The following is a 25777-nucleotide window of genomic DNA, read 5'->3' on the forward strand; positions in this document are numbered from 1 at the left end:
TGCCCCGACGCCGGGGAATCGCGAAGGGAGCGCCCATGGTGCACGACGCGCACGGCGCGGCCCGCGCCGACGACTCGGGCCCCACCGGCCTGCGCCTCGCCCCGGGGGAGCCGTCGCCCGCCCCAGGGCGGGACGACGACCTGCCCCGTGACCGCACCCAGGCGATCCTGGAGGCGGCCAAACAGGTCGCCGCTCTCCTCAAGCAGAAGGAGCACGGATTCGCCCTGGCCGGGAGCGTGGCGGCCTACGCCCATGGCGTCAGCGGAAGGCTGCAGCACGACGTCGACTTCTGCGTCCTCCCCGAGGACGCCGATGCCGTGGCGGCCACGCTGCGCGAGGGTGGTCTCACCGTCCACCACGCCCCGGAGGACTGGCTGCTGAAGGCGAGCTGCCTCGGCCAGAGCGTCGACATCATCTTCGAACTGTCCGACCACCCCGTCACCCCGGAACTGCTGGCACGCGCCCGGGAGTTGCCCGTCGACTCGGTCCGCATGCCGGTGCTGTCGCCGACGGACATGCTGGTGAGCCTGCTCAAGGCCTTCTCGGAACACCACTGCGACTTCGGGGCCGTACTCCCGGTCGCCCGCTCGCTGCGGGAGAAGGTCGACTGGCAGGAGGTACGGCGAACCTGCGGCGACCAGCCCATGCCCGCGGCCTTCCTGTTCCTCCTGGAGCGCCTGGACGTCATCGAGCCCGAGCCGGAGCAGCGAGCCGAACCCTCGAAGGAACAGCCATGAGCGAGCACACGGTCCAGCCCTCCTCCGGCACCCCGGGGGGCCTCGACTACCGGGTCGCCCATCTGACCGAACGTTTCGCGGAAGGTCTGCCCGGCGAACTGGGTGTACGCGCCGAACTGCGCGGCGAGGCCGTCCTGCTCACCGGGACGGTCCCCTCGGCGCGGTGCCGTGAGGACATCCTGCGCCTGGCTCGCGAGGCCTTCCCGGACGTGCCGCTGCACTGCGACATCGTCACGGCGCGAACCGCCCCGCCGGACGACGCGGAGGACCTCGCATGACCCGGGTGGCAGCCGTCGGGGACATCCACCTGGGACCGGAGAGCCACGGTGTGCTCCGTCCCGCGTTCGAGACGCTGCCCGACTGCGCGGATCTTCTGCTGCTGGCCGGCGACCTCACCCGCCACGGCACACCGGAGGAGGCCTTGGTCGTCGCCAAGGAGGTCGAGGACTTGGCGGTGCCGGTCGTCGCGGTCCTCGGCAACCACGACCATCACGGCGGGTGCCCGGACGAGGTGACGGCCGTCCTCGAGGATTCCGGCGTACGGGTCCTGGAAGGGCGGTCGACCGTGGTGACCAGCGGCGACACCCGTGTCGGGATCGCGGGGACCAAAGGGTTCGGGGGCGGGTTCGCGGGCAGGTGCGCGGGAGAGTTCGGCGAGCCCGTCATGAAGGAGTTCGTCCGGTACTCCCGCCAGTGCGCGGACGGCCTGCGGACCGGACTGCGGGAACTGGCCCGGGCACAGTGCGACGTGCGGATCGCGCTGACTCATTTCTCGCCCGTGCCGGACACGCTGGCGGGCGAGCCGCTGGAGATCTATCCGTTCCTCGGCAGCTATCTGCTGGCCGAGGCGATCGACGCCGAGGGCGCCGACCTCGCCGTCCACGGACACGCCCATTCCGGCACCGAGCACGGGATGACCACCGGCGGAGTGCAGGTGCGGAACGTGGCGCAGCCGGTCATCCGGCAGGCGTTTCACGTCTACAACCTGCCGGTGCGGGAAGCGAACCGGTCGGCGCAACGCGTGTGAGCCGCCGGTAGTGCCGCAGGCGGTCGTCTCAGATGTCGCGCTGCTCCAGTGGCCGTACGGCCGGGCCCTGCAGGATCTGCCCGTCCGGGGCGAACCGGGAGCCGTGGCAGGGGCATTCCCAGGCCTGTTCCGCGCGGTTGAACGCGACGAGGCAGCCCATGTGGGTGCAGCGGGCCGCCACCGCCCGCAGCTGACCGTTCTCGTCACGGTGCACGGCGCACTGCCGCCCTCCCACCCGCACCACGGCACCGCCGCCCCGCTGGAATGTCCGCCGCCGTCGAAGGCCCCGTCGTGGGCAGCCGGTCGCCGACGAAGTGCCGCGCCACCTGTGCCTGATGCTTCAGGAACGAGGCTCCCTCGCGGACCACCGAGAGCAGACGGCGCGGATCGTAGAGGCCGGCCCAGGCGACCTCACGGCCTTGGACGAGATCGCTGAGCAGACGGCCCGCCATGATGCCGCCGCTCAGCCCCCAGCCACCGAACCCGGTGGCCACGTAGGTGTGACGGCTGCCCAGCCAGAGCGGTCCGACGAGCGGCACGGAGTCGGTGGCGTCGTTGTCCTGCGTGGCCCAGCGGTGGCTGATCGCGAGCCCCGGGAAATGGCCCTCGGCCCAGGCGGAGAGCCGCGCGAACCGCTCCTCGACATCGGCGGTGCCGGGCGTGAAGTGCTCCCCGGTGACGATCAGCAGGCGTTTCCCGTCACGGAGGGGCGCGCTGCGCACGGACCGTGTGTTCCGCTCCGGCGTGATGTACATGCCGCGCGGCGCCCGGTCCTCGTCGATGGTCCCGGCGACGACCAGTTCGCGGCGTGGGGAGAGCCGGGTGAAGAGCAGGGCACGGTCGAAGACCGGGTAGTGGGTGGCGATCACGACCTCGTCCGCCCGCACCGACACGCCCGCGTCCGTCGCCAGGACGCAGGGCTCGCCCTCCGTGAGACCCACGACGCGTGTGTGCTCGTACAGAGCGCCGCCCCGCCGGCGTAGGTCCTCGGCGAGGGCCAGCAGGTATTTGCGGGGATGGAACTGGACCTGATCCGTCACCCGGACCGCGCCGGCGATCCGGAAAGGCAGCTCGGTCTCGGTCACGAACTCGGCAGCCAGACCCGCCTCCCGCGCTGCTTCCGCCTCCGCCTGCAGCTTTCCCACCAGCCGGGGCTGCTCGCCGTAGGTGTAGGCCGCGGCCTCTTCCCAGTCGCAGTCGATGCCGAGTTCGTCGACGATCCCGGCGGCGTGCCGGATCGCGGCACTCTGCGACTGCGCATACAGGCGTGCCCCTGTCGGGCCGCGGGTGCGGCGCAGATGGTCGTAGGTCAGCGTGTGCAGAGCGGTCAGCTTGGCGGTCGTGTGGCCGGTGACCCCGGCGGCGAGGCGGCCCGCCTCCAGTACGGCCACCTTGCGTCCCTGCCGGACCAGTTCCCACGCCGTGCTCAGGCCTGCGATGCCACCGCCCACCACGGCGACGTCGACGGAGATGTCACCGGCCGGCGGAGGAGCGGGTTCACCCGGCGGCGCCGTCTCGAGCCAGTACGATCCGTGGATTTCCGTCTCGGCGGTCATGACCGCCGAGTGCCCGCAGCGATCGTCCGCACACGCGACCGCCCGCACACGCGACCGTCCCCAACGCCGTCGGTCGCAGAGCCGACCGGTGCCGTGCAGGGCTGGTTCACAGCCATGAGGTGATGCGATCCGTGCCCCTGCTCGCGCGCCACAGCAGCCGGAAGGCCTGCAACAGCGTGAAGGGCCACAGGCCGGCGAAGCACCAGATGACGACCGGGTCCGAGGTGCGGATCCCCATGACGACGAGGACCAGCGAGGCACACGACAGCACGGCCACCGACAGCGGGAGCCAGAGCCGGGAGATCGGGGGGCGGCGCATGCTTCGGGCGAGGCGCCGGTCGCCGCGCAGTTCCGCCTCGATACTCCGCAGGGCAAGCCGTTCGTGCGGCGACAGCACGACGTCATCGGGGTCTGGGTGCTCAGCCATGACCCTCCGGGTTCCCCGCATGCGCTCACCGACGCCTTTGCTGGGTACCCGGTGTCACGCACGCGCAGGAGGGCGGTCGCGGGGCGCGGCCGGCCCCGGCAAGAAGCGGGCAAGGAGGCATCGATGGGCACGGTCAAGGAAGCAGTGGACGTGGAGGTTCCGCTGCGCATGGCGTACAACCAGTGGACTCAGTTCGAGCAGTTCCCGAACTTCATGGAGGGCGTCGACGAGGTCAGGCAGCTCGACGACCGGCACAACCACTGGACCACCAGCATCGGCGGGGTGCGGCGCGAGTTCGACACCGAGATCGTCGATCAGCTGCCGGACGACCGGATCACCTGGCGGTCCGTCGGCGGCGACACGCAACAGAGGGGATCGGTCCGGTTCGAGCGACTGGACGACACGCACACCCGCGTGGAACTCGTGATGGAGGTCGCACCCGGGGGCGTCGCGGAGCAGAGCGCGGACGCGCTGGGCCTGATCGACCGGCGGGTGAAGGGGGATCTGCGCCGGTTCAAGGACTACGTGGAGAGCGAGGGCGGCGCCACCGGCGGCTGGCGTGGCCGCATCCGGCCCGAGGACCCGGGCACACCGCTCTGACGGCCGGCTGCGGTGGTCCCGCCCGGGACCGTGGTTCGTCGACGAGGGTGAGGAGCGAGGGGACATGACAGACCTCGACGCGTTCATGGGTCGGCTGAGTCCCGACATGTGTGTCGTCACGGCCGCGGCGGGCACGCAGCGGTCGGGCTGTCTGGTCTCCTTCTCCTCCCAGTGCTCCATCCGGCCGGTGCGGTTCGTGGTGTGGATCTCCAGGGTCAACCACACGTACGCGGTGGCCCGTGCCGCGGACTGCCTGGCCGTCCATCTGCTCACCCGGGAACAGCACGAGCTGGCATCCCTGTTCGGCGGGGAGACGGGGGATCGGACCGACAAATTCACGCACGTGCCCTGGACGCGCGGACACGGCGGCTCGGTCGTCCTGGAGGAGGCCGCCGCCTGGTTCGTCGGCAGCGTCGAACAGCGCGTCGACGGCGGCGACCACGTCGGCTTCGTCCTCACCCCCGAGGACTGGGGCAGCCGCGCGGACGGACCCCTGCTCCGGCTCGACGACGCCCGGGACATCAGCCCGGGCCACCCCGCGTGACGGCGTATCCACCGTTGGTTCAGCGCATCGCGTGGCGATGCGTCGGGTGGCAGGGTTCAGACAGGGCCGTCCAGGATGTCGGCCGATGCGTCCTCGGGTGCCAGGTCCGGCCTCAGCCGTAGCCACGACGGCTGGCGCAGCAGTCCCGCCCGGGTGCGGGTGCTGTAGCGGACCTCTCCCACCAGCCGTGGCACCACCCAGCGGGCCCCCGCGACCGACGGCACGGGATCGAAGGGGCACACGTCGGTCGCGGCGGTCCGTAGCAGCGCGGCGAGCTGGGATCGCTCGGCCTCGCTCCAGCCGGTGCCCACACTCCCGACGTACCGAAGGCGTCCCGCGGCCCGCTGACCGACCAGGACGGCGCCGGGCAGCCCCGACAGCCGTCCCTTGCCGGGCAGCCAGCCGCCCACCACGACGTCCTCGCTGCGCATGTTGCGGATCTTGATCCAGGCCCGGGAACGCACCCCGGGCTCGTACGCCGAGTCCAGCCGCTTGCAGACCAGGCCCTCCAGGCCGTGCTCACGGGTGGCCTGCAAGGCCTGTTCGCCGTGCCCGACGAGGGCGGCCGGGGTGGACCAGAACGGGCCGTGGAGCCCCAGCTGCTCCAACTGCTCGCGTCGCCGGGCGTAGGGGAGCGCGGTGAGGTCCTGGCCGCCCAGGTGCATCACGTCGAACAGGACGAGGTGCACGGGCGCCTTCGCCGCTTGCCGTGCCGCTCTGCCGGGTGCGTGCGCCAGCCCCATGCGGGGTTGCAGCAACTGGAAGTCGGCGCGGCCCTGTTCGTCCAGTGCCAGCACCTCCCCGTCGAGCACGGCAGGTGTGGCACCGAGCGCCCCGCCCAGCGGTCGCAGCTCGGGATATGCGGCGGTGATGTCCTCTCCGGACCGTGCCCGCAGCAGGATGCTGCCGTCCCCTTCGAGGTAGGTCACCACGCGCTGGCCGTCCTGCTTGGTCTCGTAGGCCCAGCGGGAGTCCTGCGCGGCGGTCGGCAGGGAACCGGGGGTGGCGAGCATGGGCGGGATCAGGGGGAGCGTCACGGGGTGAGTTGTCGACGGTGCGGTCCGCCGCCATTCGCCCCGACGGCCGGGTTCCCCTGAACGGCGCTGCCTGCGGACGCCTGTGAACGGCGCTGCCTAAAGGCTGCTCGCCGGCGTCAGCAGGTCGTCGAGGCCCACCCTGCGGAAGAACTCCGCGCGGACGCGGTCGGCCACGGCGGAGACGACCTCGCTGCCGTCGCGGCTCGGATCCACGTGAACCCGCAACGGCCGCCTGCCGGGCGGCAGTTCGACGGCCCGCACGACGGCCTCGGCCACCTCGGCGACGTTCGCGTCCGGCGGTATCAGCCCGGCCAGTCGCACGTTCACGTCATCCATCAGCGCCTTGTAGCGGGTGTCGTAGGCGGCGGCCCGGTCGGCGTCGGCCGGTGCGCCGGCGTGCGCGAAGTGGTTGGTGCCCGAGGTGAAGGCGCCCGGCACGACGATCGAGGTGTCGATCCCGAACCGGATGAGCTCGGCGGCATAGCTCACCGCGAGGGCGTCCATGGCGGCCTTCGCCGCGAAGTACGGGGCGAGGAAGGGCGGGCAGCCGCCGCGTGTGCTGGAGGAACCGATCCACACGAGGTGCCCCTGTCCCTGCGCGCGCAGCAGGGGCAGGGCCGCCCGGTTGACGCGCTGGGTGCCGAGGACATTGGTGTCGTAGACATCCGCCAGCTGCTCGGTGGTGAAGGCCTCAGCGGGGCCCAGCACCATGTGCCCGGCGTTGTGGACCAGGACGTCGAGGCGGCCCTGCTCGTCGACGACGCGGGCGACGGCCGCGTCCGCGCTGTCCTGCCGGGTCACGTCCAGTTCCACGGCGTACAGGTCGGCTCCGTGCTCGGCCGCGTGGGAGGCCAGGTCGGCGGCGGCTTGAGCGTTGCGGCTGCCGAGGGCGCGCATGCCCGCGTAGACCGTGTGCCCGCGCTCGGCGAGCGCGCGGACGGTGAGGGCGCCGAAACCGCTGGAGGCACCGGTGACGAGAATGACCTTGCTGTCGCTCACGGATGTTCCTTTCGAACTCTCGAAGTCTCGAACTCTCGGGTTGTCGAAGGACGGCGCGGGCCGTCAGATGATGCCGCCGTTGGCCCGCACCACCTGTCCGTTGATCCAGCGGCCCTCGGAGCCGGCCAGGAAGGACACGACGCCCGCGATGTCCTGGGGCGTCCCCAGGCGTTCCAGCGGTGGTTGCGCGGCCAGACGGGCGATCGTCTCCTCGTCCTTGCCGTCGAGGAAGAGCTCGGTGGCGGTGGGGCCGGGCGCCACCGCGTTCACGGTCACGTCTCGGCCGCGCAGTTCCCGGGCGAGTATCAGCGTCAGCGCCTCGACCGCCCCCTTGCTCGCGGCGTAGGCGCCGTAGCCGGGAAAGGCGAGGCCCACCACCGATGTGGAGAAGTTGATGAGCGCTCCGCCCGGGCGCAGGCGGCGGGCGGCCTGCTGGTCGACGACGAACGTGCCGCGGATGTTGGTGTGGTAGAGGGCGTCGAGCTCGCCGAGGTCGAGTTCGGCGATGGGGGACAGGGGCATCCGTCCAGCCGCGTGCACGACCGCGTCGATGCCGCCGTAGGTGGCCTCCGCCAGGTCGAACAGGGCGGCCACCGCTGTCTCGTCGCCGACGTCCGCGCGGGCGGCGTACGCGGAGCCGCCTGCGGCCTCGATGGTCTGTACGACGTCGTCGGCCGCGTCCTTGTTGCCCGCGTATCCGACGACGACCGCGAAGCCGTCGGCGGCGAGCCGCTCGGCGACCTGCCGGCCGATGCCGCGCGATCCGCCCGTCACGATCGCGACACGACGGCCCGTGGGGGACTGAGTGGTCATGGTTGCACCCTTCAATTGTTAGCGTTGCTACGACTTGCTCGTATCGACGATAACACAGCTTCGTAGCGTCGGTATTGCCAATTTCGTATCGACGCTACGAATGGCGTACCTTGGACGCATGGATGCGAGGGAAAAAATCCTGGAAGCGGCCACGGACCTGCTGGCCAAAGCGCCGGTCGCCGATGTCTCGACGCGTGCGGTGTGCGAGGCGGCCGGGGTGGGGGCGCCGATGCTCTACCGGCTGTTCGGCGACAAGGCCGGGCTGCTGGCCGCCGTCGTCGACCGGGGCTTCGAGGAATACCTCGCCTCCAAACGGGCGGCGCGGCCCAGCGACGACCCGGTCGCCGACCTGAGAAGCGGCTGGGACAACCACATGCGCTTCGCACTGGAGCACCCCAACCACTACCGCCTGATGTACTCGCCCGAACTGACGGCCCCGCCCGCGGCGGCCCAGGAGGCGCACGCCCTGCTGCACGGCATCCTCGAACGGTGCGCCGCCGCGGGCAGGCTCACCGTTCCGCCCGCCCTCGCCACACAGATGATCATGTCTGCCAATGTGGGGGCTGCCCTGTCGATGCTGACCAGGCCGGAGCAGTACCCCGACCCGCAGTTCTCCGAGCGGCTGCGTGACAGCGTGCTCGACTCGCTGACCCGCCCGGCGGGCACGGGTGAGCCGGGGGAGCAGGACAGCGCCGTTCCGGTCGCCGCCGCGACGCTCGCGGCGCGCCTGCGGGCCGCGCAGTCCCCGGTCTTCACACCGGCGGAGTCGGCTCTGCTGGAACAGTGGCTGGACAAGCTCTCCGCAGGCTGAGCCGGCGGTCTGCGGTGCTCAGCGCTCCGCGGGCCGGGATGCCCGTGCAAGCCCCGACTGGTGGGCGATGACCACGAGTTGGGCGCGGTCGCGGGCACCCAGCTTCGTCATCGCGCGGTGCACATGGGTGCGTACCGTCAGCGGGCTGACGAAGAGCTTCTCGCCGATCTCCTCATTGGAGTGGCCCTCCGCCACCCAGGCCGTCACCTCCCGCTCGCGGGCGGTGAGCGCACTGAGGTCCTCGGACGCCGCCAGGCGCGCACCCTGTGCGGGGGCGGACAGGAAGCGCGTGATCAGCGCGCGCGTGGCGAGCGGGGAGAGCAGCGAGTCGCCCGCGGCCACGGTCCGGATGCCGTCGAGCAGCGCGTCCGCGGTCACGTCCTTGCCGAGGAACCCGCTCGCGCCGGCCTGCAGCGCCTGGGCGACGTACTCGTCGATCTCGTAGGTGGTGAGGATCAGGACGCGCGTCCCCGACAGTTCGGGGTCGGCGCAGATCGCGGCGGTGGCGGCCAGGCCGTCGGTGCCGGGCCTGCGGATGTCCATCAGAACGAGGTCGGGGCGGTGCACGCGCGCGAGGGCGACGGCCTCGGCGCTGTCGGTGGCCTCGGCGACCACCTCCATGTCGTCGCAGGAGTCGATCAGAATCCGGAACGTGGCCCGCAGGAGGGCCTGGTCGTCGGCGAGCAGCACGCGGATGGTCATGGTGTCCGTTCTTGTCGTCTCATGGTCCCCGTACGGTGGGTCACGGGGGTTCTGGGCGTCAGGGAGCGGTGGGGTACGGGGGCGGGCGGGTGCCGACCTCGAAGCCGCGCCCCGGATCGGGGGCCGCGGCGTCCTGCCGGCGCGCGCCGGGCGTGCGGATCCCGCTGCTCAGGAGGAAGTCGGCGAGCAGGAACGCAGCCGTCATGGTGACGACGGTGCGCGCGTGTACGTCCGCGTATCGCTGCCAGGGGATGCTCATCGCGTCTCTCCGGTCGGGTCCTCAAAGCCATGGTGTGCGATGCCCGCCGGGAACGACGGGCGAGGAGCGTCCGTGTCCCGCGACGCGGCCGACCCTCTCGGCGGAAGGGCACGAGGTCAGACGCAGACGGACTCCTGTACGACCGGTTCGGCCGCGGGCGCATCGGACAGGCCCTTGCGGGTGAGCGCCTCGCCCCGTCTCCCGGGCTCCGGGCGGGTCGTCCCGCCGGCCGGAACAGGTGACGGCGGGGTTGCTTGCGTCAGGCAAGCATGGATGGATCACGACCGCCCGCCGCAGCCCACGCAGGTACTGGCCGCTGAGTGGGAGCCCCAGCGGCTGGCCCTGCACCCGCCCGCCGACCTGGCCGCACTCGACTGGCCCCGCGCCTCGGCGTGGCCCCCACCGGCCTCGAACTCACCGGGCGCACGGTTCAGTTGGCCGACAGCACGGAGGTGCCGTACGACGGGCTGATCGTGGCCACCGGCGTGCGTCCGCGCCGGCTGCCCGGTGCGGGCGCGCACGTGCTGCGTACCCTCGACGACGTACTCCTGCGGGACCGGCTCGGACCGGGGCTGGCCTGGTCGTGGTGGGTGCCGGATTCCTCGGCGCCGAGGCCGCCGCCGGGGCTTGGCGGCCGGGCGCCAAGGCCACCCTCCTGGAACCCGCGCCCGTGCCGTTGGCCCACGCCGTCGGCGCCGAAGTCGGCGCGGCGCTCGCCCGCGCCCATGTCGAACGGGGCGTGGATCTGCGCTGCGGGGTCACCGTGGGCGAGGTGACGCACAGCGGGGTGCGGATCGCGGACGGCGAACTCGTCGAGGGCGACGAGGTGTTGGTCGGGATCGGCTCGCAGCCCCACACCGAGTGGCTGGAGGGCGGCGGCCTGGCCGTTGGCGACGGCGTGGAAGGGGACTTGGCCGAGGGCAGGTTCGTGGCCGCCAACCGCACCGGCGAGCGGGTGAGCGGTGCGCTTGCGGTGGGCATGCCGCCCAGGGCCCTCCGGCCGTGGCGGCAGGCGATCGCGGGCGGAGCCGTCCGGGGCGAGGCCGTGCGCACCGGCGCGACCGTGCCGGGAGTCTGACCTTCAGGGGGCGGCGGGGCCGGTGAGGTACCGTCCGCGCTCGTCGTACGGCCAGACATTGGGCACACAGCCGTGCATGCCTTTGATCTGCTGCATCATCGCCGGGGCGGGCTGTCCGGGGCCAGGGCAGGTGACGTGGCCGTGTCGGAGGAAGTGGCCGACCTCGTGGTTGATGATCAGTGCGTGGTAGGCGGTGACGTCCTTGGAGTAGACGGGGGTGGCGAGCAGCCAGCGTTCCAGGTTGACCATCACCTTGTGATTGACGCTGCAGTTGTATGTGCCTTCGGTGTCCAGACCCCCCTCGGCGAGGCACGTCTTGTCCACCGTTCCGGGGGTCGCGACCCGTACGACGAAATCGGTGGCGCCGCCGGAGACCCGCTGGAACGCCGAGTGGCCGTCGGCCGTCCAGCCCCGCCGGTCGGCGAGTATGCGCTCCACCTCCTTGGCGACGGCGGCGGCGGACACGTCGATGTTCTTCTCGACCTCGACCCGGTAGCGCAGCGCCGTGCCGGTCCCGACCTTCGCGCTGCTCCCGGCCGCGGTGGTGAACGTGTCCGGCCCCGTGGCCGGGATCTTCGTCTGCGTCTGTCCGAGGCGGGACGGCCGGCGGCGGAGCGACGGGCGGTCATCGAGGTACTGGACAGCGGGCCCGGCATCCCCGACGCCGTGCTGCCCCATGTCTTCGAGCGTTTCTACAAGTCGGACGCCGCCCGCACCCGCACGGAGGGCAGCGGCCTGGGCCTGGCGATCGCCGCTGAGAACGTCCGTGTGCACGGGGGCAGCGTGAGCGCTGCGAACCGGCCGGGGGGCGGCGCCGTCTTCACCGTCGAACTCCCGCTGTACAACGAGCAGGTGGCGCAGGCGCAGGGGCAGGCCGACGGCGACGCGTCGGCGCGAGGGGGCAGGTCATGAGAGCCGCACGCAGATCCGCATTCCTGCTGTGGCTTCCGATGCTGGGCGCGCTGGCCTCCTGCGGCATTCCCACCACCGGCGTGGTGGAGGCGGGCGGACCCGCGAGCGGGGTCGCGCCGACGCTGCGGGTCTACTTCGTGGCCGGTCGTACGCTGCGGGGCGTGGATCGCAGCCTTGCCGGGCCGGTCGATGTCGACTCGGCCGTACGGGTGCTGTTGAAGGGGCCGACCCGGGCGGAACAGGCCGAGGGCCTCTACACGGTGCTGCCGCCCGAGGCGTCCCTGATGTCCCGGGTGACGATGACCTCCCGCGACAGCCGCGTGACCATCCGGCTGTCCGCCGTTCCGGGGGACTCGGGCGCCCTCGCCGCAGCGCAGCTCATCTGCACGACCGTCGCGGCACAACGCGTCATCGCCCCGGGGGACGACCCGCAGCCGGTGACCGTCACCGGGCCGGGCGGCCTCGACATTCGCAGCACGGGAGCTCAGTGCCCGGGCCCAGGGACGTAGTCGATTACTTGAGTTACGCAACAATAGGGTAAAGTGGATCGCATGCCCACTCCACCGCTCCCCGAGATCCCCGACACCCCCGCCTCGGACGAAGTGATCGAGATCGAGCGTGCGCTCACCCGCATCACCTACCTGAGCACGCGCGCCAGGCAGCACGACCGGCTGATGGCCCTGGCCGGTGTGCCGTTGGACCGTGCGGCCGTGGCGCTGCTGCGGCAGATCGCCGATTCGGAGCCGCTGCGCCCGGGGGAACTGGCCGCCCGGCTGGGAGTGGAGGCGTCCCACGTCACCCGCACCGTGCAGCAGCTGCAGAAGTCCGGCTATGTCACCCGCGTCCCGGACCCCGACGACCGACGCGCCCAGCGCATCGAGCTGACCGAGGCCGGGCAGCAGGCCATCGACCGCATCCGTGAGGCCGGTTCGCGGGGCATGCAGGCGGCCCTGTCCCACTGGGAACCGGAGGAACTGCGCCAGCTGGCCACCCTCTTCCATCGCATGGTCGACGACTTCCTCACCGCCGCCGTCGAGATGGAGACGCAGGAGCAGACGGCCGCGCCGGCGGGCACCGCCTGATCCGACGCCGCACCGCGCGGGGTGCCGCCGCAGCGGGCTCCCGGACAGGGGCGCCGAGACCGCCGACACTCGCCGTCATCCCCAGGGTGACCCCGCTGGCCGTACCCGGCCGCCGCGGCAGGAAGTCCTGGCCGAGCGTGATGTGCAGCGCGAGGGGACGTACAGGCCGGCCGAGGTGAGCGCCACGAACAGGTAGACAGCCGGGCCGGGTACCAGGATCAGGCTCGCGACGGCCAGGACAGTCAGCGCGTACGACCGGCGCACCACCGCGCCCCGCCCGAACCGGTCCGCGGGGCGGCCCCGGCGACCGCGCCCAGCGCCCCGCCCCCGAACAGCACGCACAGTGCCGCCGTTCCGGCCGCCTCCCCGCCGCCCGTCCGTCGGTGGGCGTAGAGCGAGACGAAGGCAGTGAGCCCGACGAAGACGATCGAGCGGCACACGATCGCACCGGGCAGCCGCAGGAACGAGGCCCAGTCGTCGCCGATGGCCGCGGTCGCGCGGGCGAGCGCGCCGCGGTTTCCCGACGAACGCACCACGGCAGCGCACAGCGCCGCCCCCCCGGCCACCGCCGGTGGCCGTGGGCGACGGGGTCCCCGCGCCCGAGCCCGACTACACCGCCGAACGTCACCGCGCGCTCGCATCCTGCGCGACCAGCTGCGTACCTCGCCCCCCGCAGCCGATGCGCCTGCCCACCCCCCACCGACCCGCGCTTGGTCGCTGTCTGTGCGATCGTCCACGCCCACCCCGCCGACCCGCGCACCCTCGCCACCCTCGCGCCGCCACCGGGGCCGGGCGAACGCACCCTCCGCCGCCTCTTCCGCCACGAGTTCGGCATGACCTTCCCGCAGTGGCACACCCGGTCGCGGCTTCACCACGCCCTGCGCATGGTGGCCGACGGCACACCCGTCACGACCGTCGCCCCGGACCCGGCCGCCGGAACCACCCCTTCTACCCTCGGGTAACATCCGGCAGCAGGTCATCAGAGGAGGAACCGTGCCACGGTCCGAACGCTCGCCCCTGCTGCTCGCCGGCCTGCTGGCCGCCGCGGGTGTCGCCCACTTCGCCTCGCCGCGCCAGTTCGACGAGACCATCCCACAGGCCCTGCCGGGCAGGCCCAGGACGTGGACGTACGCCAGCGGCGCCGCCGAGCTGGCCCTCGCGGCGGGCATCGCGCTGCCCCGCACCCGTAAGCCCGCGGCTCTCGCCGCCGCCGCGTTCTTCGTCGGCGTGTTCCCCGCCAACGTGAAGATGGCCGTCGACTGGCGGCACCGCCCCACCCCGCAGAAGGCCGCGGCCATCGGACGGCTGCCGCTGCAGGTGCCCCTCGTGCTGTGGGCGCGCAGCGTCGCGAAGAACGGGGAGGGCCGATAGGTGGGCGAGCCTGTGAACGTCGGCGACAAGATCGACGACTTCGAGCTGCCGGACGAGACCGGCACCACCCGCACGCTGTCCGAGCTGCTCGCCGACGGACCGATCGTGCTGTTCTTCTATCCCGCCGCCCTCTCCCCGGGCTGCACCGCGGAAGCCTGCCACTTCCGTGACCTGGCCGCCGAGTTCGCGGCCGCCGGCGCGCGGCCCGTGGGAATCAGCGGTGACTCCGTCGAGAAGCAGCAGGAGTTCACCGGCCGCCACAGCCTCGGCATGCCGCTGCTGTCCGACGCGGACGGCGCCATCCGCGAGCGGTTCGGCGTCAAGCGCGGCTTCAGCCTGGCCCCCACCAAGCGGGTCACTTTCGTCATCGCGGAGGACCGCACGGTCCTGGAGATCGTCCGCAGCGAGCTGCGGATGAACACCCACGCCGACCGGGCCCTGGCCGCCCTGCGCGACCGGCAGAAGTGACAGCAACCGAAACGGAGGGCCCGCCCGGCCCTCCGTTTCGGTTGAAGCAGTGCGACAAAAGAACCATCCTGAACTGTATGGAGCACGCCCCCGCTGCGGCGATCGTCGATGCCCGGGGCATCGTGACCGGGTGGAGCGAAGGTGCCCGGAGGCTGACGGGGTACCCCGCCGAGGAGGCCGTGGGCCGGGCTGTGCGGGATCTGCTCGCCGAGGATCCGTCGCCCGGCGCCGTTGCCGCCATGACCGGCACCGTCGTCGTCCGGCACCGTGACGGCTCCTCGGTGCCTCTCGTCCTTCGCGCATGCGCCCTGTCCGGCGGGGACGACTCACCCGACCGATACGTGGTGACCGCCGAGCAGTCCGGCGGGCCGGAGCCGACGCTTGCGGGGCAGGCCTTCCAGCAGGCCTCGGTGTCGTTGTCCGTGTTCGACGCCGACCAGCGCTATCAGCGGCTCAACGACGCTTCCTGCCAGGTGATGGGGGTGCCCGCCGAGACCCTGCTCGGCCGGTACTTCATGGACACCGTTCAGGACGTCGGGTACAACCGGGGATTTCTCCGGCATCTGGAGCAGGTCATCGAGACGGGCAGGCCGGTCCGGTACGAGAGCTACGCGCACGCGCCGTCCTCGAACCGGGAGCACGCCTGGATCACCGAGATGTGGCCGGTCCGGGACGCCGACGGCAAGGTCGTCGGAACCGGCATGGCGGCCTTCGACAGCACCGAGCAGTACTGGGCCCGGGAGCGGCTTGCGCTGCTGAACGAGGCGGCGGCCTCCATCGGTACGACCCTGGACGTGGTGCGCACCGCCGAGGAACTCGTCGAACTGATGGTGCCCCGCTACGCCGACTTCGCCAGCGTCGACCTGCTCGACTGGGTCCTCGGCGCGGACGAGCACCCCTCGTTGCCCGAGGTGGACGTCGTGCTGCGCCGCGTCGCCCACGGCTCGGTCACCGAGGGCACACCGGAAGCGGCCGTGCACATTGGCGACACCGACATCTACCCGTCGTTCTCGCCGCCCGCGAAGGCGCTGCGCAGCGGGCGGGCCGTCCTCAGCCACGCGGGTGAGCCGGAGTTCATGCGCTGGGTCGCCGAGCGCAACGCGCGAGCCCCCGCGGGCCGCCCGCACCGCAGGGGCGTGCACTCGATGCTCGCCGTACCGCTGCGGGCCCGCGGCACCACCCTGGGCGCCGCGGTCGCCGTCCGCATCGCCCATCCCGACGACTACGGCGACGACGACGCCGTCCTCGCCGAGGAACTCGCCAGCCGCGCCGCCGTCTGCATCGACAACGCCCGCCGCTTCTGCCGCGAACGCACCACCGCACTGGCCCTGCAGAACAGCCTGCTGCCCAGAGGGCTGCCCGGACAGGCGGCGGTCGAGGTGGCCCACCGCTATCTGCCCTCCGACTCACTGGTCGGCATCGGCGGCGACTGGTTCGACGTGATCCCGCTCTCCGGCAGCCGCGTCGCCCTGGTCGTCGGCGACGTGGTGGGACACGGCATCCCCTCCTCGGCGACCATGGGCCGCCTCTGCACCGCCGTACGCACCCTCGCGGACGTGGACCTGCCGCCGGACGAACTCCTCACCCACCTCGACGACCTGGTCACGCACCTGGCGTCGGACGACACCGGCGACGAGGTCGCGGAGCTCGGCGCCACCTGCCTCTACGCCGTCTACGACCCCGTCTCGCGCCGCCTCGACCTCGCCGCAGCCGGACATCCACCGCCCGCCCTGCTGCTGCCCGACGGCACCGTGAGCCTTGTGTCCATGACGGCCGGACCCCCGCTCGGCGTCGGCGGGCTGCCCTTCGAGTCGACGGAGCTGGAACTGCCCGAGGGATCCGTCGTGGCCCTGTACACGGACGGCCTGATCGAGGACCGCGATCGCGACGTCGACCACGCGCAGGCCGAACTGTGCCGCGCACTGACCGCCCGCGCCGACACCCTCGACGTGCTGTGCGACACGGTCCTCAAGGCGGTGCTGCCGGAGGAGCCCAGTGACGACGTGGCGCTGCTGCTGGCCCGTACCCGGGCGCTGGGCGAGGACCAGGTCGCCACCTGGGACATCACCCCCGATCCGGAACGAGTGGCCGCGGCCCGGCAGGCGGCCACCGAGCAGCTGACCGCCTGGGGCCTGGACGAGGCCGCCTTCGTCACGGAACTGGTCGTCAGCGAACTGGTCACCAACGCGATCCGGTACGGCGCGCCCCCCGTCCAGTTGCGGCTGATCCGCGACCGCAGCCTCATCTGCGAGGTCTCCGACGGCAGTTCCACCTCACCGCATCTGCGCCGGGCCCACGCCTTCGACGAGGGCGGCCGCGGACTGCTGCTGGTCGCCCAGCTCACCCAGCGCTGGGGCAGCCGCCAGACGGGCCGGGGCAAGACCATCTGGGCCGAACAGGCCCTGCCCCCGGTGTGATCACTGGAAGGAGCAGCCAGGGTTGGGCGCGTCCTCCGAGTACGGCGAGCCGTGCGGCAGGACGTACAGCGCCTCGATGACGAGCGGCGTGTCGCCCTCGTTGCGCCCGAGGTGTATGTCGCTCGGGCCGCCCGGCTCGCGGAGCGCGGAGCCCTTCGGGTACACGCCGTCCACCGCGCAGTCCGCGTGGTAGTGGGTGAGGGTGCCCTGCTCGACGAAGCCGTAGACCGGGCCGTCGTGGTAGTGCCACCCGGTGCTCTGGTGGGGCGGAATCGTTATCTCCCGGAGCACGTAGTCGGTGTCCCCGACCGTGGTCTTGCTGATGAGCTTGCCGGTTACTCCCGGACCGGGAGGTGTGGCACCGGCGGTGCCGCAGGTCACGACGGAGCCGACGACGACCGCGCCGACGACGGCGGTACGGAGCGCGTAGCGCATATGGAAAGGCCTTCCGGGACGAGAGGAAGATCGAGTACCGCCGTGAACATAGAGGCCCGGGCGGCCTGTTGGGGCAAGAATGAGTGAATCCGCCGTGAAACTCCCAGAGTCGGCCCCAGGCCGCGTTTCTCACGTGGTCGGCCGCTCCCGCACCACGTCCTCCGGTTTCTTGTCGTCCCGCAGCCCCAGGAACCGCGGATGCCGCAGCATCCCGTCCCGTGTCCACTCGGTGAAGTCGATCTGCGCCACCAGCGCCGGCCGCACCCACCGCGCGCCCGCCTCACGCACCCGGCCCTCGAACGGCGGGTCGGCGGTGCGCAGTTCGTCGAGCCGCTCCCGCAGCGAGAGCAGGGTGGCGCGGTCGAAGCCGGTGCCGACCTTGCCCGCGTACCGCAGCTTCCCGTGGTCCTGGTAGCCGAGGAGCAACGCCCCCAGACCGACCCGGCTGCCCGCCGGTTCGGTGAACCCTCCGACGACGAACTCCTGCCCCTGGGAGCACTTGAGCTTCAGCCAGTCGGTGGACCGGCGTGGCTGGTAGTCACCGTCGGCCCGCTTGGCGATCAGGCCTTCCCAGCCGTGCGCGCAGGAGACGGCCAGCAGGTCGGCGCCGCCCTCGTTGCGGTGGGAGGTCAGCCGCAGCGGTGCGCGGTAGGTCAGGGCGCGGCGCAGCAGGGACTTCCGGGTCCTGAGAGGCAGCCCGGTGAGGTCGGCTCCCTCCAGCCCGAGCAGGTCGAACACGTAGTACGTCACCGCGACACCGCTCGCCTCGATGTCCGCTCGGCGCGTCAGGCCCATGCGCTGCTGGAGCCGGGCGAAGTCGGTGCGGCCCCGGGTGAACGCGACGACTTCCCCGTCCACGGTGAAGTCCGTGCAGGTCTGGGCGGCCAGGGCAGCCACGATCTCCGGATACGTGTCGTTGAGGCGACGCCCTGTCCGCGACAGCAGCGTGACCCGCCCGCCGTCCCGCACCGCCAGCAGCCGTACGCCGTCCAGCTTCCGCTCGAAGATCCACCCGCTGTCGAAGTCCCGCCGGTCACTGAGCGTCGCGAGCATCGGCCGGGCGGCCAGCTCCGCGCCCGGGCGCCCCGTGCGCAGCAGCCCCTGCTCCTGGTCCGGCAGCGAGTCCAGCAGGCCGGACACGCCGCTCACTGCTCCCCGGCAGCCGCCGCGACCTGGGCGAGCGTACGGCCACTGCTGACCGAGCGGGCCCGCCGTGGATCCGGCGTCCCGTGCCCGTGAGCCCCTCCGCCCGCCTTCACCAGCAGCCAGGCCTCCTCGGTGTCCCCGTCCTTCCCGCCGCGGAAGCGGGTCATGGCGTACTCCCCGTGCAGCTTCGACCCCTTGAGACGGAAGCGGGCATGCCCGCGCTCGAGCGACTCCCCGAAGTCGACGGGCCGCCCCTTGCGGTCGTGGCTGAGGGGTTCGTAGCTGCCGTGGTCCCACACGATCACGGTGCCGCCGCCGTACTCGCCCTGCGGAATCACGCCCTCGAACTCCTCGTACTCCAGCGGATGGTCCTCCGTGGGCACGGCGAGCCGCTTGTCCTGCGGATCGCCGGAGGGGCCCTTCGGGATCGACCACGACTTCAGTACGTCGCCGACCTGCAGCCGGAAGTCGAAGTGCAGGGTGCTGGCGTCATGGATCTGCACGACGAACCGGGGCTCGGCACCCGAGGCTGCCGACCGCCCCTGCGGCTCCTTGGTCCGTCCGAAGTCGCGCTTGCCGTGATACTCCCGCAGCCGGTCCTGCTCACCCACCTCCGGCTCCTTTCACGCGCCCTGTCTCGTGGGCCCCGGGTACCCCGCGGGCGGCTCAGAACTCCTCGTGCACCTCGGGGTCCCCGCCGAGACGCCGGTGGGGCCGGTCGGCGATCGCGTCCAGCTGGGCGGGATCCAGCTCGAAGCCGAAGACGTCGAGGTTCGTCCGCTGCCGCTCGGGGTTCGACGACTTCGGGATGGGCACCGCGCCCAGCTGGGTGTGCCAGCGCAGGACGACCTGCCCCGGCGTCACCCCGAGCGCGTCGGCCACACCGGTGACGGTGGGGTCGTCCAGCAGGTCCGTGCCCCGGCCCAGCGGGCTCCAGCTCTCGGTGCGGATGCCCTTGGAGGCGTGGAAGGCGCGCAGTTCGTCCTGCGGGAAGAACGGATGCAGCTCGATCTGGTTGACGGAGGGCAGCACTCCGGTCTCCTTCTCCAGCCGCTCGATGTGCTCGGCCGTGAAGTTGGAGACGCCGATGGAGCACACCAGGCCGTCCTCCCGGAGCTTGACCATGGCGCGCCACGAGTCGACGTACTTGTCGACGCGGGGCAGCGGCCAGTGGATCAGATACAGATCGACGTACTCCAGGCCGAGCCGGCGGCGGGACTCCTCGAAGGAGGTGAGGGTCTCCTCGTAGCCGTGGTGGCGGCCCGGGAGCTTCGTCGTGACCACGACCTCCTCGCGGGGGACGCCGCTGCGGGCGACGCCGAGGCCCACTCCGGACTCGTTGCGGTAGTTGGTGGCCGTGTCGACCAGGCGGTAGCCCAGGTTCAGAGCCTCGGACACGGCGCGTTCCGCCTCCGCGTCGCTCATCGGCCAGGTGCCCAGGCCGATGGCGGGGAGTTTCGTGCCGTCGTTGAGCGTGTGCGTCGGGATGCTGACCACGGTGGGACCTTTCCCTCGACTGTGCCGTACCCCCAGCGTCACGGATAGGGTGAGCTGTGATCAACCGGACGGGTAGGGGATGAAGGCAGCGCACGGGATGGGCAGCACCGAGGACAAGGGGCCGGGGGGATCAGGACGGCCCACGTCACGCGACGTCGCCCGGCTCGCCGGTGTGTCGCACACCGCCGTCTCCTTCGTGTTCAACGGCCGCGCCGAAGGCAACCTCTCGCCCGCCACCCAGGAGCGCATCCGCCAGGCCGCCGCCCAGCTCGGCTACCGCCCCGACCCCGTCGCCCGCGGCCTGCGCCGCCGCCGTACCGCCGTGATCGGCCTGATCACCGACGAGATCGCCTCCTCGCCCTTCGCGGGCCGGCTGCTGCGCGGCGCCATGGAGACCGCCTGGGGCAGCGAGCACCTCGTGCTGACCGTCGACTCCGGCGGGGACCCGGCCAAGGAGGACGCGGCCGTCGCCGAACTCCTCGACCGCCGCGTCGACGGCATCATCTACGCCGCCATGTCGCTGCGCCGGGTCCGCGTCCCCGAAGGGCTGCACCGCACCCACTCCGTCCTCGCCAACTGTCTGCCCGAGGACGACTCCCTGCCCGCCGTCATCCCCGCCGAGCGCGCCGGGGGCCGTACGGCGGCCCGGCTGCTGCTGGAGGAAGGCCACCACAAGGTCGCCATGATCGGCGGCTGTGACGACATCGCGTCGACGGAGCGGCTGCGCGGTTTCCGGGACGCCCTGCGCGCGGAGGGGATCACCGTGCCCAAGGAGTGGGTCGTGCGCAGCGGCGGCGAGATCTCCGGCGGGTTCGAGGGCGCGCTGCGCATCCTCGACGGCACTCCGGCCGACCGGCGGCCCACCGGCGTCTTCTGCTACAACGACCGGGTCGCGGCGGGTGTCCTGCACGCCGCGACCCGCCTGGGCATCGCCGTCCCCGGCAAGCTCTCGGTGGTCGGCTACGACGACCAGGAGCACATGGCCGCGTTCCTCTCCCCGCCCCTGACCACGGTCGCCCTGCCCCACCGGGCCATGGGCGAGGCGGCCGCCCGGCTGCTGCTGAACGCCATCGACACCGGACGGACGCCACCCGCCACGGTGCGGCGCCTGGCCTGCCCGGTGATCACCCGTGCGTCGGTGGGACCAGCTCCCACCCGGTGACGGCTTCCGCGTTCCCCGCCACGACCAGCTCGGGCACGTCGTCCGGGCGCAGATAGACCCGCTCGGTGACGGTGACCCGGTCGTCGACGAACAGCTCGAGCAGGGAACCGTCGACGAGCATCCGCACCTGCTGGGCGGGCGCCCGCACCACGATCGGCGCCGACCCGTCGGGCCGCGTCCGCGGCCAGTCGCCGCGATCCAGGGTCACGGTGCCTTCGTCCGGATCCAGCCGGACCGTCAGCTCCGCACCGGAGGCCGACCGCAGCAGGCTCACGGTGGTCCGCCCCTGGGCGGTGACGGTCAGGTCGTACGACTGCGGGAGCGCAACCCGCGCGGGGGCGGTGACGAACGGCTCGGCCGCGCGCAGGAGTTGGAGCTCCGGTGCCGGTACGACACGCAGCGCGCCGTCCGGATGGACGTCCACGACGCGTGGCGCGGTGAGCACCCCGGCCCAGCCGGCGCTCTCGACCTCACTCTGCGCGCGGGCCTCCCAGGACCAGCCCCACATCAGCGCCCGGTCCGGCTCCTGGAGCACGGCAGGCGCGTAGAAGTCCCGCCCGTGGTCGAGCCGTCCGCCCGTTCGCGCCCCGAAGCGCAACTCGCCCTCTTCGTACCGCATCAGACGACCCGTCAGGTAGCCGGTGGAACACGGGTCGCCGTCCCACAGTGACAGCACGAGCACCCACTCGCCGCTCGCCGTCGTGTACAGCTGAGGGCACTCCCAGCCGACCGCCTTGTCGCCGAACACCTCCGCCGCGACGGGGTCGTTGCCGTCGAGGAGCACCCCGGCGAAGCGCCAGTCGAGCAGGTCGTCGCAGTCGTACAGCAGGACCGAGGGGGTCCCGTCCGCATGCCCCGCGCCGACCAGAGCCCACCGCCGTCCGCCGTGGCGGAACACGAACGGGTCGCGGAACATCACCACGTCCAGACCGGCGGGCGGGCCCGTCACCACGGGTGTCGGCAGCGGCTTCCAGTCGGTCAGGGTCTCGTCCTCCGGCACCACCGCCCGCGCCAGACAGACGGTGCCCAGGCCGGTGTGGTGGCGGTCGACGCCGGTGTACACGGCGGTCGGCACACCGTCGTCGTCGACCACGCAGCCGGACCAGCAGCCCGCCTCGTCGGGGCCGCCGGGCGTCGGGGCGAGCGCGACGGGATGGTGCTCCCAGTGCGCGAGATCGGCGCTGGAGGCGTGGCCCCAGTGGACGTCCGTGTGCACGGGCGCCTCAGGGTTGTGCTGGTAGAAGAGGTGGTAGCGGTCCCGCCAGCGGAACGGCCCGTTCGGGTCGTTGGTCCAGCCGGCGGGCGGACGGACCCGGAAGCGCGGGGCGTCGTTGCTCAACGATTGACTCCTGCGGACGTGATGCCCTCGCGCAGAGGGCGCTGGCCGACGACGAACACGGCGACGGCGGGGATCATGGAGAGGACGACACCGGCGAGGACCACCGAGATGGAGCCGGTGCCCAGGTTGCCCTGGAGGGAGACCAGACCCAGCGGCAGCGTGTAGTTCTGCCCGGAGGTCTCCAGGATCAGCGGCCGGAAGAACTCGTTCCAGTGGTAGTTGAAGGCGAGCACGCCGACGATGGCGAGGCCGGGCGCGGCCAGCGGCGCGTACACCGAGCGGAAGACCCGCCAGGGCCCGGCACCGTCCAGCATGGCGGCCTCGCCCAGGTCCTTGGGCATGCCGAGGAAGTACTGGCGCATCAGGAAGGTGCCGAACGCGGTCGGAAAGGCCGGAATGATCAGACCGAGCAGGGTGTCGGTCAGGCCCATCGACTTCAGCACCAGGAACACCGGCACGATGGTCACCTGCAGCGGCACCATCATCGTCGCAAGGACCAGCCCGAACAGGGGCTTCTTGAAACGGAATTCGAGGCGCGCGAACGCGTACCCGGCAAGGCCCGCCGTGATCATCTGGCCGACCGCGATCAGCGCGGTCACCAGCGTCGAGTTGAGGGCGAGCAGCCATACGTCGATCTGGTCGAAGACCCCGCGGTAGGCCTCGGCCGTCGGATGCGTCGGGATGATCTTCGGGGGCAGGTCGAAGGACTGGGCCGGGGTGCGCAGCGAGGTGGAGACGGTCCAGATGACAGGGCCGAGGGTCAGCAGCGCGCACACGGCCAGGGCGGCGATCCGCGCCCACGGCCCGAGAGAGTACCGGGCACGGCTCAGGGACAGGGTTGCTTGGCTCATGGAGGTCACCCGGCTCACTGGTAGTGGACGAAACGCCGGCTGAGCCGGAACTGCAGAGCGGTCACCGCCATGATCAGCACGAACAGCAGCACGCCCACCGCGGACGCCTCACCGAAGCGCAGCTGCTCGAACGCGGTCTCGTAGATGACCATCACGACCGTGCGGGTGGAGTCGCCGGGCCCGCCGTTGGTGAGCACATACGGCTGCTCGAAGACCTGCAGCGCGTTGATGACACCGACCACGGTCGCCACCAGCAGCGTCGGCGACAGCAGCGGCAGCGTCACATGCAGGTGCTTGCGCAGACCGGTCGCACCGTCCAGGGAAGCGGCCTCGTGGACCTCCTTGGGGATGTTGTTCAGACCGCCGATGAACAGCAGGAACGAGAAGCCGAACTGCTGCCACACATAGACGATGATCACGGTCGCGAGCGCCGCGTGCTCCGAGGTCAGCCACGGCACCGGCGAGATCCCGACCAGCCCGATCAGCCAGTTCACCACCCCGAAGTCCTGGTTGAACAGGTACTTCATCACCACGGAGATCGACGCGGCGGACAGCACCAGAGGAAAGAAGAACGCCGAGCGGAACACCGAGCGCAGCCACCCCGGCATGCGCCCGTTCAGGGTCAGCGCCAGCGCGAGGGCGATCAGGAGCTGCGCGGCGACCGCGAAGACCATGAACACGAGCGTGTTGAGGAAGGAGACCCGCACGGTCGAGTCGGTGAAGACCTCACGGTAGTTGGCCGTCCCCGCGAAGCTCGGCGAGTCGATCACATTCCAGTGGAACAGGCTCAGCACCACCGAGCCCACGATCGGCACGACCGTGAACACGACGATGCCGACGATCGTGGGCGCGAGGAAGAGGGCGGCGAGCAGCCGGGTGCCGCGGGTGCGCAGCGGAGAGGGCCGCGGCACATTGACGGCCGGCGTGGTGGCCCGCGGCCGTACGGCGGGGACCTGGGTGTTCGTCATGCGTCACGCTCCATGGCCTTCTCCAGGTCGCCCTGCATCCGGCGCAGTGCGGGGCGCACCGAGCGCGGCGAGGCAAGGGCGGTACCGGTGTGCTTGAGCAGCACCTCGGTCACCTCGGCGACCTGCGGCGGGGCCGGGATCGGCCCGGTGTCGGGGAACTTGTCGAGGGTGTCGTAGAAGACCTGCCAGTGCTTCGGGCCGCTCTCCCGGTAGCGGGCGGCGGTCAGCATCGAGCGGCGCGCCGGGGTGGTCTGGTTGGTGTCGAACAGCCGCATCAGGGTGTCCCGTCGGGCGGCGTACTTGATGAACTCCCAGGCCTCGTCCTGCCTCTTGGAGGTGCGCAGCAGCGCATAGCCCGCCGCGCCGAACTGGTGGCGCTGGGTGCGCCAGCGCGGGAAGTACTGCACGTCGAAGGCGTCCGGCCGCATCCCGGCCAGGTGCAGGCCGCCCGCCCAGAAGCCGCCCGCCGGGGTGACGCCGACCCGGCCGGTGGAGAACACGCCAACGAGGTTCTGGCCGTTGCCGCCCTCGGGGCGGGTGCACAGGCCCTCCTGGATGAGGGAGGCGAGATAGTCGTACGCCTCCTCCACGCGCCCGGCGGTGGCCTGCGGGCGCGTCCAGCGGAAGCCACCGCCACGGCCCTGCCGCTGGGCGGCCGGATAGAAGGAGTCCCACAGCCAGGCGCCGCCCGGCGCCTTGGACTCCGTGAGCAGATTGGTGCCGCCCGCGAAGAGCCAGGGCACCACGCCGCCCCACAGCCGGTTGGTCCAGAAGTACGGCGTGAACTGCGAGCCGCTCGACTTCTTCATGGCCCGCAGCAGTGCGGTGAAGTCGTCGCGGGTCCAGTCGGGCGCCGGGAAGTCCGCGCCCGCCCGCTCCAGCACCTGCCGGTTCAGATACATGTCGGCCGCGTTGAACTCCACGGGCAGCTGGTAGAGGTGCCCCTCGTACATCATCGACTCCACCAGCGAGGGGTGGACGTCGGCGAAGTACTCCTTGAGCTCGGCCGCGTCCCGCTGCACCCAGCGGTCCAGCGGGACCCCGAGGCGCCGCGCGAACAGCTGCACGCCCTCCGTGGCGACGTAGACGAGGTCGGGCGCGGTGCCCGCCGCGATCTGGGTGAGGATCTTCGCGAAGAAGTCCGACCAGTCGACGGCCTGTACGGCGTTGATCCGCAGCTTGATGTCGGGGTGCACTGTCCGGAAGCCCTCGGTGAGGGTGCGGATGGCCTCCGGGCCGTAGGCGGGGCCGAGGGTGGCGACGACGAGGGAGCCGTCGTCGCGGCCGGGGATGTCGGCTCCGGTGAGCCGGTCCCAGCTCGCGGCGGTGCCCGCCAGCACGGCGGCACCCGCTCCGTAGGCCCCGTACCGCAGCAGGGTGCGGCGGGTGACGTGCGAGTCGGTCATCCAACATGCCTAACTCGTGTTAGATCAGGGTTGATGCCCCAGATGATGGAAAGCCCGCGACAGGCCTGTCAAGAGTCGTGCACCCCTTGACCTTTAACGAGTTAGGCCGCACAGTCCTGCACCACATGAGCCG

31 protein-coding genes and 1 pseudogene are annotated in these 25777 nt (G+C 71.8%); 15 read left to right on the top strand and 17 right to left on the bottom strand.

Annotated elements, in window-relative coordinates; translation table 11 throughout:
• Positions 1-35: 35 nt before the first annotated feature.
• Genes ACFY1U_RS32890 through ACFY1U_RS32900 form a run of 3 tightly spaced genes read left to right on the top strand, consistent with a single transcriptional unit; the run spans position 36 to position 1764 of the window.
• Positions 36-737 (top strand): nucleotidyltransferase family protein, encoded by a 702-nt coding sequence (locus tag ACFY1U_RS32890; RefSeq protein WP_390697796.1) that lies wholly within the window; start codon positions 36-38, stop codon positions 735-737.
• Positions 734-1015, top strand: coding sequence for a hypothetical protein (locus ACFY1U_RS32895; RefSeq protein ID WP_390697797.1), 282 nt, complete (start codon positions 734-736; stop codon positions 1013-1015). The genes ACFY1U_RS32890 and ACFY1U_RS32895 overlap by 4 nt, the downstream gene beginning before the upstream one ends.
• Positions 1012-1764 (top strand): metallophosphoesterase, encoded by a 753-nt coding sequence (locus tag ACFY1U_RS32900; protein WP_390697798.1) that lies wholly within the window; start codon positions 1012-1014, stop codon positions 1762-1764. Before ACFY1U_RS32895 ends, ACFY1U_RS32900 begins: the two co-directional genes overlap by 4 nt.
• A gap of 28 nt (positions 1765-1792) precedes the next feature.
• Here ACFY1U_RS32900 and ACFY1U_RS32905 read toward each other — a convergent pair.
• Together ACFY1U_RS32905 and ACFY1U_RS32910 are read right to left on the bottom strand one after the other, a co-directional pair.
• Positions 1793-3320, bottom strand: a pseudogene (locus ACFY1U_RS32905) (FAD-dependent oxidoreductase).
• Between the two features lie 106 nt (positions 3321-3426).
• On the bottom strand, positions 3427-3747 hold the full coding sequence (locus tag ACFY1U_RS32910; protein WP_390697799.1) for a DUF3040 domain-containing protein: 321 nt from the start codon (positions 3745-3747) through the stop codon (positions 3427-3429).
• A 123-nt stretch (positions 3748-3870) separates the two neighbouring features.
• Here ACFY1U_RS32910 and ACFY1U_RS32915 point away from each other — a divergent pair, with 123 nt between their 5' ends.
• Together ACFY1U_RS32915 and ACFY1U_RS32920 are read left to right on the top strand one after the other, a co-directional pair.
• A complete protein-coding gene (locus ACFY1U_RS32915; RefSeq protein WP_390697800.1) occupies positions 3871-4347 on the top strand; it encodes an SRPBCC family protein in 477 nt (158 codons plus the stop codon).
• A 64-nt stretch (positions 4348-4411) separates the two neighbouring features.
• A complete protein-coding gene (locus ACFY1U_RS32920) occupies positions 4412-4891 on the top strand; it encodes a flavin reductase family protein (RefSeq protein WP_390697801.1) in 480 nt (159 codons plus the stop codon).
• Between the two features lie 56 nt (positions 4892-4947).
• Here the strand turns inward: ACFY1U_RS32920 and ligD (ACFY1U_RS32925) are convergent, their stop codons facing one another.
• The 3 genes from ligD (ACFY1U_RS32925) to ACFY1U_RS32935 all read right to left on the bottom strand — a co-directional run bounded on the left by ligD (ACFY1U_RS32925) (position 4948) and on the right by ACFY1U_RS32935 (position 7740).
• Positions 4948-5904: a non-homologous end-joining DNA ligase gene (ligD, locus tag ACFY1U_RS32925; RefSeq protein WP_390698054.1), complete on the bottom strand. Its 957-nt coding sequence runs from the start codon at positions 5902-5904 to the stop codon at positions 4948-4950.
• A gap of 120 nt (positions 5905-6024) precedes the next feature.
• Positions 6025-6927, bottom strand: a complete 903-nt coding sequence (locus ACFY1U_RS32930) for an SDR family oxidoreductase (RefSeq protein WP_390697802.1) — start codon at positions 6925-6927, stop codon at positions 6025-6027.
• Positions 6928-6990: 63 nt separating this feature from the next.
• Positions 6991-7740: an SDR family oxidoreductase gene (locus ACFY1U_RS32935; RefSeq protein ID WP_390697803.1), complete on the bottom strand. Its 750-nt coding sequence runs from the start codon at positions 7738-7740 to the stop codon at positions 6991-6993.
• A gap of 118 nt (positions 7741-7858) precedes the next feature.
• Between ACFY1U_RS32935 and ACFY1U_RS32940 the strand changes: the two genes are divergently transcribed.
• A complete protein-coding gene (locus tag ACFY1U_RS32940) occupies positions 7859-8551 on the top strand; it encodes a TetR/AcrR family transcriptional regulator (RefSeq protein WP_390697804.1) in 693 nt (230 codons plus the stop codon).
• 18 nt (positions 8552-8569) lie between these two features.
• On the opposite strand, the gene ACFY1U_RS32945 is transcribed toward ACFY1U_RS32940, so the two are convergent.
• The gene (locus tag ACFY1U_RS32945; RefSeq protein ID WP_390697805.1) at positions 8570-9253 is read right to left on the bottom strand and encodes a response regulator; all 684 of its coding nucleotides are present in this window, start codon (positions 9251-9253) and stop codon (positions 8570-8572) included.
• A gap of 58 nt (positions 9254-9311) precedes the next feature.
• Positions 9312-9512 carry a hypothetical protein gene (locus ACFY1U_RS32950; protein ID WP_390697806.1) on the bottom strand — a complete coding sequence of 67 codons (201 nt, stop codon included), beginning with the start codon at positions 9510-9512 and terminating at the stop codon, positions 9312-9314.
• A 586-nt stretch (positions 9513-10098) separates the two neighbouring features.
• Here ACFY1U_RS32950 and ACFY1U_RS32955 point away from each other — a divergent pair.
• Positions 10099-10590: an FAD-dependent oxidoreductase gene (locus tag ACFY1U_RS32955; RefSeq protein ID WP_390697807.1), complete on the top strand. Its 492-nt coding sequence runs from the start codon at positions 10099-10101 to the stop codon at positions 10588-10590.
• A 3-nt stretch (positions 10591-10593) separates the two neighbouring features.
• On the opposite strand, the gene ACFY1U_RS32960 is transcribed toward ACFY1U_RS32955, so the two are convergent.
• Complete coding sequence (locus ACFY1U_RS32960; RefSeq protein WP_390697808.1) at positions 10594-11268, bottom strand: DUF3152 domain-containing protein; 675 nt, start codon at positions 11266-11268, stop codon at positions 10594-10596.
• Between ACFY1U_RS32960 and ACFY1U_RS32965 the strand changes: the two genes are divergently transcribed.
• From ACFY1U_RS32965 to ACFY1U_RS32975, 3 genes are read left to right on the top strand one after another with little or no spacing between them, the layout of a single operon-like run.
• Positions 11176-11502, top strand: a complete 327-nt coding sequence (locus ACFY1U_RS32965; protein ID WP_390698055.1) for a sensor histidine kinase — start codon at positions 11176-11178, stop codon at positions 11500-11502. The two genes, ACFY1U_RS32960 and ACFY1U_RS32965, sit on opposite strands and share 93 nt — an antisense overlap.
• Positions 11499-12011 carry a hypothetical protein gene (locus tag ACFY1U_RS32970; protein WP_390697809.1) on the top strand — a complete coding sequence of 171 codons (513 nt, stop codon included), beginning with the start codon at positions 11499-11501 and terminating at the stop codon, positions 12009-12011. Before ACFY1U_RS32965 ends, ACFY1U_RS32970 begins: the two co-directional genes overlap by 4 nt.
• Positions 12012-12053: 42 nt before the next feature.
• Positions 12054-12584 (top strand): MarR family winged helix-turn-helix transcriptional regulator, encoded by a 531-nt coding sequence (locus ACFY1U_RS32975; protein ID WP_390697810.1) that lies wholly within the window; start codon positions 12054-12056, stop codon positions 12582-12584.
• 242 nt (positions 12585-12826) lie between these two features.
• On the opposite strand, the gene ACFY1U_RS32980 is transcribed toward ACFY1U_RS32975, so the two are convergent.
• Positions 12827-13117 carry a hypothetical protein gene (locus ACFY1U_RS32980; protein WP_390697811.1) on the bottom strand — a complete coding sequence of 97 codons (291 nt, stop codon included), beginning with the start codon at positions 13115-13117 and terminating at the stop codon, positions 12827-12829.
• A gap of 177 nt (positions 13118-13294) precedes the next feature.
• Here ACFY1U_RS32980 and ACFY1U_RS32985 point away from each other — a divergent pair, with 177 nt between their 5' ends.
• The 4 genes from ACFY1U_RS32985 to ACFY1U_RS33000 all read left to right on the top strand — a co-directional run bounded on the left by ACFY1U_RS32985 (position 13295) and on the right by ACFY1U_RS33000 (position 16840).
• Entirely contained in the window at positions 13295-13546 is a 252-nt protein-coding gene (locus ACFY1U_RS32985; protein ID WP_390697812.1) for a helix-turn-helix domain-containing protein, read from the top strand.
• A 31-nt stretch (positions 13547-13577) separates the two neighbouring features.
• A complete protein-coding gene (locus ACFY1U_RS32990; protein WP_390697813.1) occupies positions 13578-13955 on the top strand; it encodes a DoxX family protein in 378 nt (125 codons plus the stop codon).
• Positions 13956-14423 (top strand): peroxiredoxin, encoded by a 468-nt coding sequence (locus ACFY1U_RS32995; protein WP_390697814.1) that lies wholly within the window; start codon positions 13956-13958, stop codon positions 14421-14423.
• A 77-nt stretch (positions 14424-14500) separates the two neighbouring features.
• Positions 14501-16840, top strand: a complete 2340-nt coding sequence (locus ACFY1U_RS33000) for a SpoIIE family protein phosphatase (protein ID WP_390697815.1) — start codon at positions 14501-14503, stop codon at positions 16838-16840.
• Here ACFY1U_RS33000 and ACFY1U_RS33005 read toward each other — a convergent pair whose 3' ends face one another.
• From ACFY1U_RS33005 to ACFY1U_RS33020, 4 genes are all read right to left on the bottom strand, one after another.
• Positions 16841-17275, bottom strand: coding sequence for a cupin domain-containing protein (locus tag ACFY1U_RS33005; RefSeq protein ID WP_390697816.1), 435 nt, complete (start codon positions 17273-17275; stop codon positions 16841-16843). It abuts the gene before it with no gap.
• A 129-nt stretch (positions 17276-17404) separates the two neighbouring features.
• Positions 17405-18415, bottom strand: a complete 1011-nt coding sequence (gene ligD, locus ACFY1U_RS33010) for a non-homologous end-joining DNA ligase (RefSeq protein WP_390698056.1) — start codon at positions 18413-18415, stop codon at positions 17405-17407.
• 5 nt (positions 18416-18420) lie between these two features.
• The gene (locus ACFY1U_RS33015) at positions 18421-19032 is read right to left on the bottom strand and encodes a DNA polymerase ligase N-terminal domain-containing protein (RefSeq protein ID WP_390697817.1); all 612 of its coding nucleotides are present in this window, start codon (positions 19030-19032) and stop codon (positions 18421-18423) included.
• Between the two features lie 55 nt (positions 19033-19087).
• The gene (locus ACFY1U_RS33020) at positions 19088-19918 is read right to left on the bottom strand and encodes an aldo/keto reductase (RefSeq protein WP_390697818.1); all 831 of its coding nucleotides are present in this window, start codon (positions 19916-19918) and stop codon (positions 19088-19090) included.
• A gap of 97 nt (positions 19919-20015) precedes the next feature.
• On the opposite strand from ACFY1U_RS33020, the gene ACFY1U_RS33025 reads away from it, so the two are divergent.
• Positions 20016-21080: a LacI family DNA-binding transcriptional regulator gene (locus tag ACFY1U_RS33025; RefSeq protein WP_390697819.1), complete on the top strand. Its 1065-nt coding sequence runs from the start codon at positions 20016-20018 to the stop codon at positions 21078-21080.
• Here ACFY1U_RS33025 and ACFY1U_RS33030 read toward each other — a convergent pair.
• From ACFY1U_RS33030 to ACFY1U_RS33045, 4 genes are read right to left on the bottom strand one after another with little or no spacing between them, the layout of a single operon-like run.
• Positions 21043-22419: a glycoside hydrolase family 32 protein gene (locus tag ACFY1U_RS33030; protein ID WP_390697820.1), complete on the bottom strand. Its 1377-nt coding sequence runs from the start codon at positions 22417-22419 to the stop codon at positions 21043-21045. The two genes, ACFY1U_RS33025 and ACFY1U_RS33030, sit on opposite strands and share 38 nt — an antisense overlap.
• Positions 22416-23270, bottom strand: coding sequence for a carbohydrate ABC transporter permease (locus tag ACFY1U_RS33035; RefSeq protein ID WP_390697821.1), 855 nt, complete (start codon positions 23268-23270; stop codon positions 22416-22418). The genes ACFY1U_RS33030 and ACFY1U_RS33035 overlap by 4 nt, the downstream gene beginning before the upstream one ends.
• A 14-nt stretch (positions 23271-23284) precedes the next feature.
• A complete protein-coding gene (locus ACFY1U_RS33040) occupies positions 23285-24238 on the bottom strand; it encodes a carbohydrate ABC transporter permease (protein ID WP_390697822.1) in 954 nt (317 codons plus the stop codon).
• Positions 24235-25644, bottom strand: a complete 1410-nt coding sequence (locus tag ACFY1U_RS33045; protein WP_390697823.1) for an extracellular solute-binding protein — start codon at positions 25642-25644, stop codon at positions 24235-24237. The genes ACFY1U_RS33040 and ACFY1U_RS33045 overlap by 4 nt, the downstream gene beginning before the upstream one ends.
• Between the last annotated feature and the right edge of the window lie 133 nt (positions 25645-25777).

Origin of the sequence: Streptomyces sp. NPDC001351, from assembly GCF_042896045.1 — a bacterium.
Taxonomy (GTDB): Bacteria; Actinomycetota; Actinomycetes; order Streptomycetales; family Streptomycetaceae; genus Streptomyces.

Excerpts from the sequence above, each read along its gene's own strand:
- ACFY1U_RS32975 (WP_390697810.1), top strand. The coding sequence starts at position 12,054 with ATGCCCACTCCACCGCTCCCCGAGATCCCCGACACCCCCGCCTCGGAC.
- ACFY1U_RS32940 (WP_390697804.1), top strand. The coding sequence starts at position 7,859 with ATGGATGCGAGGGAAAAAATCCTGGAAGCGGCCACGGACCTGCTGGCC.
- ACFY1U_RS32945 (WP_390697805.1), bottom strand. The coding sequence starts at position 9,253 with ATGACCATCCGCGTGCTGCTCGCCGACGACCAGGCCCTCCTGCGGGCC.
- ACFY1U_RS33005 (WP_390697816.1), bottom strand. The coding sequence starts at position 17,275 with ATGCGCTACGCGCTCCGTACCGCCGTCGTCGGCGCGGTCGTCGTCGGC.
- ACFY1U_RS32900 (WP_390697798.1), top strand. The coding sequence starts at position 1,012 with ATGACCCGGGTGGCAGCCGTCGGGGACATCCACCTGGGACCGGAGAGC.
- ACFY1U_RS32970 (WP_390697809.1), top strand. The coding sequence starts at position 11,499 with ATGAGAGCCGCACGCAGATCCGCATTCCTGCTGTGGCTTCCGATGCTG.
- ACFY1U_RS32895 (WP_390697797.1), top strand. The coding sequence starts at position 734 with ATGAGCGAGCACACGGTCCAGCCCTCCTCCGGCACCCCGGGGGGCCTC.
- ACFY1U_RS33035 (WP_390697821.1), bottom strand. The coding sequence starts at position 23,270 with ATGAGCCAAGCAACCCTGTCCCTGAGCCGTGCCCGGTACTCTCTCGGG.
- ACFY1U_RS32915 (WP_390697800.1), top strand. The coding sequence starts at position 3,871 with ATGGGCACGGTCAAGGAAGCAGTGGACGTGGAGGTTCCGCTGCGCATG.
- ACFY1U_RS33040 (WP_390697822.1), bottom strand. The coding sequence starts at position 24,238 with ATGACGAACACCCAGGTCCCCGCCGTACGGCCGCGGGCCACCACGCCG.
- ACFY1U_RS32920 (WP_390697801.1), top strand. The coding sequence starts at position 4,412 with ATGACAGACCTCGACGCGTTCATGGGTCGGCTGAGTCCCGACATGTGT.
- ACFY1U_RS32950 (WP_390697806.1), bottom strand. The coding sequence starts at position 9,512 with ATGAGCATCCCCTGGCAGCGATACGCGGACGTACACGCGCGCACCGTC.
- ACFY1U_RS32960 (WP_390697808.1), bottom strand. The coding sequence starts at position 11,268 with ATGGGGCAGCACGGCGTCGGGGATGCCGGGCCCGCTGTCCAGTACCTC.
- ACFY1U_RS33000 (WP_390697815.1), top strand. The coding sequence starts at position 14,501 with ATGGAGCACGCCCCCGCTGCGGCGATCGTCGATGCCCGGGGCATCGTG.
- ACFY1U_RS33025 (WP_390697819.1), top strand. The coding sequence starts at position 20,016 with ATGGGCAGCACCGAGGACAAGGGGCCGGGGGGATCAGGACGGCCCACG.
- ligD (WP_390698054.1), bottom strand. The coding sequence starts at position 5,904 with ATGCTCGCCACCCCCGGTTCCCTGCCGACCGCCGCGCAGGACTCCCGC.
- ACFY1U_RS32910 (WP_390697799.1), bottom strand. The coding sequence starts at position 3,747 with ATGGCTGAGCACCCAGACCCCGATGACGTCGTGCTGTCGCCGCACGAA.
- ACFY1U_RS33045 (WP_390697823.1), bottom strand. The coding sequence starts at position 25,644 with ATGACCGACTCGCACGTCACCCGCCGCACCCTGCTGCGGTACGGGGCC.
- ACFY1U_RS32935 (WP_390697803.1), bottom strand. The coding sequence starts at position 7,740 with ATGACCACTCAGTCCCCCACGGGCCGTCGTGTCGCGATCGTGACGGGC.
- ACFY1U_RS32890 (WP_390697796.1), top strand. The coding sequence starts at position 36 with ATGGTGCACGACGCGCACGGCGCGGCCCGCGCCGACGACTCGGGCCCC.